Here is an 8163-nt window from a genome sequence, read left to right as displayed (position 1 = left end):
CCCTCGCTCCCGGTGGTCGCCGTCAAGCGCACTCCCAGACCGTGACGGCGGGCCAGCCTCCCCACGACGAACAGGCCGAGCACACTCGTCGGCGCGATGTCGAGCCGCTCGCGTTCGACGAGGCGGCGGTTCTCCCGGTGGAGCGCGTCCTCCGACATGCCGATCCCCCGGTCGGTCACCGTCACCCGGCAGTGACCGTCGCGAAGCTCGGCGCCGACGTCGACCACGGACGCCGGGGGCGAGAACGAAGTCGCGTTCTCCAGCAGCTCGGCGAGCAGCAGCGTCAGGTCGGACACCAGTGGCGCGACCACCCGCACGTCACAGACGTGGCCGAGGGTGACTTCACGGAAGCCCTCGATCTCCCCCAGCGCGGACCGGACGACGTTGCCCAGCGCCACCGGCGTCCCGTTGAGCACCTGTTCCCGGTCCCCGGCCACGACCAGCAGGCTGTAGGCGTAGCGCCGCAACCGAGTGGAGATGTGGTCGAGCCGGTAGAGCCCGGTCAGCAGCTCAGGATTGAGTTCGTTGCGTTCGAGGTCGTCGATGACGGCCAGCTGCCTGCCGACGAGCTTCTGCGCCCGCCTGCCGGCACTGGCGAACATCGACGCGATGTTGCGGCGGCTCACGACCTGCCGCTCGAGCAGCAGTGCGGCGGACGCCTGCACCCGGTTGAACGCGGCGGCCAGCTCGCCGATGTCGTCCTGGGAGCCGATGTCGATCGCGGCGAGGTGCGGGCCGCGATGCTCGGGGTTCTCCTCGTCGCTGATCCGGAAGAGCTCCGCCTGAGTGAGGTCGGCGACGGTGCCCGCGGCACGGGTGAGGCGGCGCAGCGGCCGGGTGATGGACCGATGCACCCAGGCGCCGAGGGCGACGAGCAACGCCACGATCAGCGACGCGAACAGGCCGAACCCCACGGCCTCGAACCTGGTCACGGTGGACTGGGCCGTGGTCGCCGCGGTGACCTCGCGGACGATGTCGGCCTGCGCGAGACCCCACAGCTGGCTCTGCTCATCCGCGGCGTTCGCGGCCTCGGCGACCAGCGCGGCGTCAGCGGGCGGCCGCGCCGCTCGCCTGATCACGTCGTCGGCCCGCCGAGTCGCACCGCTGGTGAGCAGGGACGCGGCGAGGGAAGCCTGCGCGGGCAGCGCGTGCCGGGTCAGCTCGTCGTTGTACAACTTTCCGGACGCGGTGACTTCCGCCCGGTGCGCCAGGCCGGTGCCCCGATCGGTCGTCGTCATGACGAGCGCGGCCCCGGACCGGCTGATCGCCTCGCCCGCGCGCAGTGTCGCGTCCAGCAGGTCGAGCTGCGGGCTACCCGGGCCGCCGGGGCCGACCATGGAGGTGGAGCCGAAAGCGGACACCAGCCCGTCGATCACGCCCGCGAAGGCCACGTACACCTCCTCGGCGGAGATCGACCTCGCTTCCACCGCCTTGCGGACCCCGGACAGCGCGTCGATGGCGGACAGCGCCCCGTCGACCTCCCTGCCGAACCGCCCGCGCAGCTCCACCGCCGACGACTTCACGTCTTCCGTGTCGACCGCGAGCCTGGTGGCGGTCGCCCCGGAAACCGCCAGGTAGGCGAGCGAGTCCAGCCGCTCGGTCTGCAGGCGGGTGAGCACCGGCCCGGCTTCCTGGATCGCCATCGCGGTGTCCGCCACGGAACCGGTGGAGCGGGCCTCGTCGATCCGATCGGCGATCAGCGGCACGATGGCGACGACCAGTGCCGTCAGCGGGATCACCACCAGCAGCCCGAGCCGCTCGCGGATACCGAGGCTATCCGGAAGCATCATCGTGCTCCCGGGGCGGTGATCGCAGTGCCCTGCCGATGTGCACGAGTTCTTCGGCGGGCACCAGGTCCCGCGCGTCCAGCACGCTGTAGTCCATGGTTTCCGGGGACCGCTGCCGTTCCCCGGTTTCGTCCTCCTCGCGCGGCCAGTCCGGAGTGGACGGTTCCCGGCCACGGGCGTTCGGCAGCCTGAACCACAGCAAGCCCAAGGCGAGCGCCAGGCCCAGCCCGACCGCGCCGACCGACACCGACCGCCGGGTCGTCAGCCCGTTCTCCCGGTCGGCCAGTAGTGAGTCCAGTTCGGGCGCGACCGCCTGTTCGAGGTCGACCACCGCGCGGTTCAGGTCGAGCCTGGCCAGCGCGACACTCCCGTCGTCCACGGACGGGGAGAACTGCGCCAAGGGATCGATCGGGGGCGCGACCTTGTCGGCGAGCACCCGGAACGTGTCGAGCGGACGCAGCAGAGTTTGCGCGAAGGCGTCGTGCGGGGTGGCCTCGATGTTCCGCCGCAGCAAGCCGCCGACCTCGCCCGCCGCCGACGAGGCACGGTCGCGGGCGAGCGCGATCCCGGTCGAGACGGCCGGATCGGCAGGCGGCAGCGGTTGCTCACGATCCCGTGGCCTGGTCGCGCTCGGCCGCGGCCGGTTGGCGTCGAGCGTCGTCAGGTCCGCGATCCGGCCCGCGTTGACCAGCACCTCGGGCAGCCGGCGGGCCGTGACGGTGATCAGGGGGACGGTCTCGGCGCCGGGATCGGAGAACAGGGCCGTGTCTCCGGTCGCTTCGCCGAGCAGAGTGCTCGTCAGGTCGATCACCGCGCCGTACGCGCGGAACGCGGCCTGGCCAGAAGGACGCTGGTCACCGACGAGCGCGTCGATCCGGATCTTCAGGTCCGCCCAGCGCTGGTGCACCCCCGTGGAGTCGGTGGCTTCCCGGTCCGCGGTCGCCATCGCCTGCTCGGCACTGTAGATCTCGCCGGGGTCGACCGTCTGCGCGCGCACCGCCGACGACTGAGCCGCGTCCAAGGCGGAGATCAGCCGGACGACGGGGCGGAGGTACGCGACACCGGCCCGTTCCGTGCGCACAGCGGTGACAGCGCCGTCGATCGAAGTCCAGAACTGGAAGAACAGCACCGCGAGGGGGAACAGCAACGCGCCCGCGAGGCAGAACGAAACCACGACGCCCATCCTGCGGCCGGTGGTGAAGCGGTCCGGCCGGACGGCCCTGCTGGTGACCGTCATCGGACCCCGCCGTCACCGTACGACGCCCAGGCCGGATCGGCGGTTTCGGGGCGAGGCGAGGGCGAGGGCAGATCTTGCCGGTACGCGGTTTCGCCGTGTTGTGAGAGGTCGAGCCCGACCACCTCGTCGTGTTCGGACACCCGGTGCCCGAGCAGTCTGTCGAGGAAGAACCCGAGCATGAGCGTGACGAGGAACGAGTAGCTCGCGACCACGATCACGGCGAGGGTCTGTGCGCCGAGCAGGCGGTAGCCACCGCCATAGAACAATCCGTCCGCACCGGCGGGGTTCACCGTCACCGTGGCGAACAGCCCGACGCAGAGAGAGCCGACGGCGCCGCCGCCGAGATGCACCGCGACGACGTCCAGCGAGTCGTCGACCTTGAACCAGGTCTTCAGGCCGACCGCGAAGGCACACGCCGCACCCGCGAGGCCGCCCACCGCGAGCGCACCGAGCGGGGTGACGTAACCCGCGCAAGGCGTGATCGCCACGAGTCCGGCGACCGCGCCCGAGGCCGCGCCCAAGGTCGTCGGACGGCCGTAGCGAAGGCGTTCCACCCCGATCCAGGCCAGCAGGCCCATCGCCGCGGCGACGTGCGTGTCGATCAGGGCGGTGCCCGCCAGCTTGTCGGCGCGCAGGGCCGAACCGGCGTTGAACCCGAACCAGCCGAACCACAACAGGGAAGCGCCGAGCACCACCAGCGGCAGGCTGTGCGCGACCATCGGATTGCGCGGCCAGCCTCGTCTACGGCCGAGCACGATCGCCATCGCCAGCGCCGCCGCCCCCGCGTTGACATGCACCACCGTGCCACCCGCGAAGTCGAGCGCGCCCAGCTTGGCCAGCCATCCGGTCGGGGAGAACACCCAGCGCGCGACCGGGACGTAAACCAGGAGTGTCCACACGGGAACGAAGACCACGAAGGCGCCGAACCGCCACCGGTCCGCGGTCGCACCGGTCACCAGTGCGGGGGTGATGATCGCGAACATCATCTGGAACGCGGCGAACACGACGGGCGGGACGACCTGGGTGGCGGCGCCGGTGAAACCGGGCAGTGGGCCGGACATGTTCTGCAGGCCGAGCAGATTCAGGCCACCCAGCACGGAATTGCCGGGCCCGAACGCGATCGAGAACCCGAACAGCACCCAGACGACACTGACCAGTGCGAGCACGGTCAAGCTCTGCATCAGCATCGCGAGCACGTTCTTGGCGCGCACCATGCCACCATAGAAGAAGGCGACCGCAGGCGTCATCAGCAGCACCAGGGCGGCGGACACCAGCACCCAGGCCGTAGCACCAGAATCAATGGTCAAGTTCTTTTTCTCCCGATCGCCTTCCGGCCGGAGCCGCCCCGGTGAAGCAGGTGGTGGTTTCACCGGGGCGGCATTCGCTCGGAATATCGTCGCGCCGCACAGGCGCCAATAATTCCGAGCGAACGAGCCGTAGGCTACAACTGCGCGCACACAATTTCCAAGACAAGACAGAGAAGGTATTTTGATACTGGTATCGAATACATCACCTGACAGCCCTTATAAGGCGTCCGGAAACTGATGTCATGTCCCCTTCAGCCGCGACCCCAGGCTTGCCGTGTGCCCTGATGGGAGCCTTCACGGCGTCTAACGCTGTCATGGTGGCCTTCAGGGCACGCGCGAAACGGTCGTGGAGGCATGAAACAGGCGAATGGGCAGGCTTTCCGTCCTTTGTGGAGGGTAGGCGGCTTCGAAGGACAGGCAATACCCCCAACGAACTCCCCAACGCAACCACTTGGTGGTTGGTTTCGGAGGTTCTTCGGGGGGCTTGGTGATTTTCGTGTGTCCGAGCGTGGGACTCGCCGCACGGCGCGCAGTTAGCGCTGGCCCGATCCCGTTTCCCGATAGCGGACCAGCAGACCCGCGGACCGCGCCTCCATGGTGTGCCCGACACCCCACATGTCGGCCGTGCCGGGGACGTTGGCCAGGCGCTGCACCCGGGGTGACCGGCGGTCCAACCGGGGATCGGCCGCCACCAGTTCCCAGACACCGGCCCGCCAGCGCCAGAAGGACGCGTCGCCGTGCTGCTGCTGGCACGTCATCCACAGCCCCCCGGCCCCGTCGGTGGTCACGTCGTAGATCGCGATCCCGTCGATCGGCGGCGCGGCGATCTCGTGACATTCCTCGCCATTCCACCGCACGAGAACCGGGTGACCGTCCGGCTCCCAGCCCGCCTGCCCACTGCGGCGGCCGGCGAACACCACGTCACGACCGAGCGGGACGGCGGACTCGGCCAGGACCCGGCAGGCATCGAGCTGGGGGACAAATCGCCAATCCGTGCCGTCGAAACGCAGGTAGCCGGGCCGTCCTTCGGTCAGTGCGGCCAGGCCCGTGGTACCGATCGCCCACACGTCGTCAGCGGTGCGCCCACCGAGCCCGAACAGCAGCCCGGACGCCGAACCGAGCACGGGCAGCGTCGCGGGGGACCAGCGTGTCCCGTCCCAGTGCTGCAGGACCGGGACCCACCCGTGACCGCCGGGGATCACGGTGCTGGCACCGCCCGCCACCCAGGCGTCATCAGGGGCGAACGAGAGGACATCGTGCAGGTCGAGCTCCCCAGCCACCGGCGCGAGCGGCGAATCCGACCAGCCGCGGCCGTCCCAGTGGACCAGCGAATCGTCCCCGACGTTCCACGAGACGGCCCAGACGTCGTCGCCGGCCGACGCGGCCACCTGCTGCAGGCTTCCCGCCCCCGGCACCGGGTGGCTCTGCCAGCGAACACCGTCCCAGCGAACCGCCAGCGGCCGTCGATACGACTCCTGATTGCCGACCGCCCAAGCTTCGTCCGCACCGAGCGCGACAACGTCGCAGAGTTCACTTTCGCCGGTGCCCACCGTTCCGGCGTAACTCCATTCCCACTTCGGCACCCGCGCGCCGGACAAATACCGTACCGCCTTCTTCTGCACTTTTCCGTCCTATCAGCCACGCCGATTCGATGATCGGCATATACCATTACCCAATATAAGCATCCGGCCGCGGTTGACTATCGACCCTTGTTCCGTTTTACTACGCTTATTCCCCATCCCAGTGCAAACCGAGGCGACTGCTGACGATTCCGTCAACCCAGTCGTTAATCGCTCTCGAGCTGCAGTAAACCCAAGAAAGGCACCACCGTGAATTCGTATCGTCCCCCGGCAGGCTCCCCGCACGGCGCACCGGACCGTCGGCGGATGCCACCACCACCACCACCACCACCATCACGGCCGACCCAGCCGGACGATCTGCCGACGGAGTACCTCGAGCACGTGATGCGGCCGAACAACCGGCTCGAGCGGCCGTCGTACCCACCGCGGAGCGGCCACGACAATTTCGCCCTGCCGCGGACGCCAAGGACGTTGTCGGCCGGAGTCGTGCTGCTGTGCCTGTCTGCGGCCCTCAGTGTCGCGACGGCGATCCTGATCTTCACCATGGGGAAGCAGATCCTCGCCGACTACCTGGCAGGTGAGGTCAGTGCCTCGACCGGGGCGAAGGTGAGCGGGGACGAGCTCATCGGCGATGTCGCCGCGCCGTACGACATTCTCGTGAACCGCGGGTACATCTGGAGCGGTTTCGCGGTCGTCTACCTGGTGCTGGCCGTGCCGGTGCGGTTCGGCCAGCTCTGGGCGAATGTGCTGCTCAGCGTGCTCGCACCACTGTTCTGCGGACTGCTCGTCTGGGACATGCTGGATTCCGTGCCCATCCTCTTCCGCAGCCTGGACGCGGCCGCGATCGCGGCGGCGATCGCGGCGTTGGTGCTGATCTGGCTGGGGCCGAGCAACACCTACCGAAAGCTGCGCAAGAACGCCGGAACCCCGAACTGACGAACCCTGGCAAGGGCGGCTGGAGGACACCGGGCCTCCGGCCGCCCTTGCCGGTCAAGCACCACCCGCGAGTTCTTTCAGCCTCAGCCCCCGGCGCTCGGCCCGGCCTTCGTGAAGACGCTTCCAGGCCGCGGCCGAATCGGCGTCCGCGGGCACCAGCGAGAACAACATGATGTCGCCGTCGTCGAACGTCCTCAGTATGACGAACTCGAACCGCATCAACCCGGCGGACCAATGGCGGACGGCCTTGACACACCGCGGGCCCGCTTCGACGATTTGCTCGTCCCACAATGCCGTGAACTCGGCCGATTCGGCGCGCAGGCGCTTGATGAACCAGTACAACTCGAGGTCGTCGATGTTGCGCGCGTAGGTCATCCGGAACACCGAAACAGCGGACCTCGCCAGGTCCGCCCAGTCCGGGATGAGCTCACGGACGGTGGGATTGAGGAAGATGCTCCGCAGGATGTTGTCGCCCTGCCCCTCGTCCCCGTTCCACAGCAGGGCGTCCGCGCCGGAGTTGCGGCCGATGATGCGCCAGTGGTGGTCGACCAGGATGCCGGGCACCGGAAGTTGCGCGAGCAGTTGCCGGAGGTTGGTCTGCGGGGACGCGAGGTCCACGATCCGTGGCTGCGTGATCCTGCCAAGGTAGCGCAGGTACTCGCGTTCGGACTGGTTCAGCTGCAGCGCCGTGGCCAGCGCGCTGAGCAGCCGCCCCGAAGCCTGGACGTCCCTGCCCTGTTCCAGCCAGGTGTACCAGATCGTCGAGACCTCGGCGAGCGCCGCGACCTCCTCGCGCCGCAGGCCGCTGGTACGCCGCCGGGCGCCGACCTCGATTCCCGCGACCTCGGGCCGGGCACGGCCCCTCGCCTTCTTCAGGAACCCGGCCAGCTCGGAGCGCCGCCACGCGTTCACCTCTTCGATGTCCACTTTCGCGGGCACCTCACGCTCGTTCGCCGGCTTGATCCGCCGGATATCATCTGGCGCCACAACAATCCCTTTCCCAGGCACAGCAAAGAACCGTCGATACCGGTCGATAAACCGGCATCGGAGCAGTTCACATTCCTCCGGTTCTGCCGCGCGAAATGTCGGCAACCCAGCCAGGAAGAACAGCACGGAATAAAGAGAAGCCGTGCCGACTACCAGCCGCCTTCGACGACTCCTGCGTGAAACTCCTTCGGATTCGAGTCATCGGTCGGGTAGCCCGGGGCATTTCAGCCCCGGGCTCCCACAGATCCCGGCGTGACAGTCTCCCGTCACCGGGCTCTTATCATTCTGATCACCAGACAGCAGGGGCAGAAGCAGTCCATTTCCAGTGC

The 8163-nt window shown here is 68.7% G+C and carries 6 protein-coding genes; 1 reads left to right on the top strand and 5 read right to left on the bottom strand.

Annotated features, from left to right (window positions below):
* The 4 genes from QMK34_RS46025 to QMK34_RS46010 all read right to left on the bottom strand — a co-directional run.
* The coding region (locus tag QMK34_RS46025) for a nitrate- and nitrite sensing domain-containing protein (protein WP_326421263.1) at positions 1-1790 on the bottom strand (1790 nt) is incomplete at its 3' end.
* A complete protein-coding gene (locus tag QMK34_RS46020; protein WP_326421261.1) occupies positions 1774-3024 on the bottom strand; it encodes a hypothetical protein in 1251 nt (416 codons plus the stop codon). The genes QMK34_RS46025 and QMK34_RS46020, both read right to left, overlap by 17 nt.
* Complete coding sequence (locus tag QMK34_RS46015; protein ID WP_326421259.1) at positions 3021-4331, bottom strand: ammonium transporter; 1311 nt, start codon at positions 4329-4331, stop codon at positions 3021-3023. Before QMK34_RS46015 ends, QMK34_RS46020 begins: the two co-directional genes overlap by 4 nt.
* Before the next feature lie 533 nt (positions 4332-4864).
* Positions 4865-5953, bottom strand: coding sequence for a hypothetical protein (locus tag QMK34_RS46010; protein ID WP_326421256.1), 1089 nt, complete (start codon positions 5951-5953; stop codon positions 4865-4867).
* Between the two features lie 264 nt (positions 5954-6217).
* Here QMK34_RS46010 and QMK34_RS46005 point away from each other — a divergent pair, with 264 nt between their 5' ends.
* On the top strand, positions 6218-6847 hold the full coding sequence (locus QMK34_RS46005) for a hypothetical protein (protein WP_326421254.1): 630 nt from the start codon (positions 6218-6220) through the stop codon (positions 6845-6847).
* 54 nt (positions 6848-6901) lie between these two features.
* Here QMK34_RS46005 and QMK34_RS46000 read toward each other — a convergent pair whose 3' ends face one another.
* On the bottom strand, positions 6902-7834 hold the full coding sequence (locus tag QMK34_RS46000; RefSeq protein WP_326421253.1) for a helix-turn-helix transcriptional regulator: 933 nt from the start codon (positions 7832-7834) through the stop codon (positions 6902-6904).
* Between the last annotated feature and the right edge of the window lie 329 nt (positions 7835-8163).

Origin of the sequence: Amycolatopsis sp. H20-H5, from assembly GCF_035828755.1 — a bacterium.
Taxonomy (GTDB): domain Bacteria; phylum Actinomycetota; class Actinomycetes; order Mycobacteriales; family Pseudonocardiaceae; genus Amycolatopsis.
Note: the sequence above shows the minus strand (reverse complement) of the source record. Positions and strands in the feature narration are given on the sequence as shown.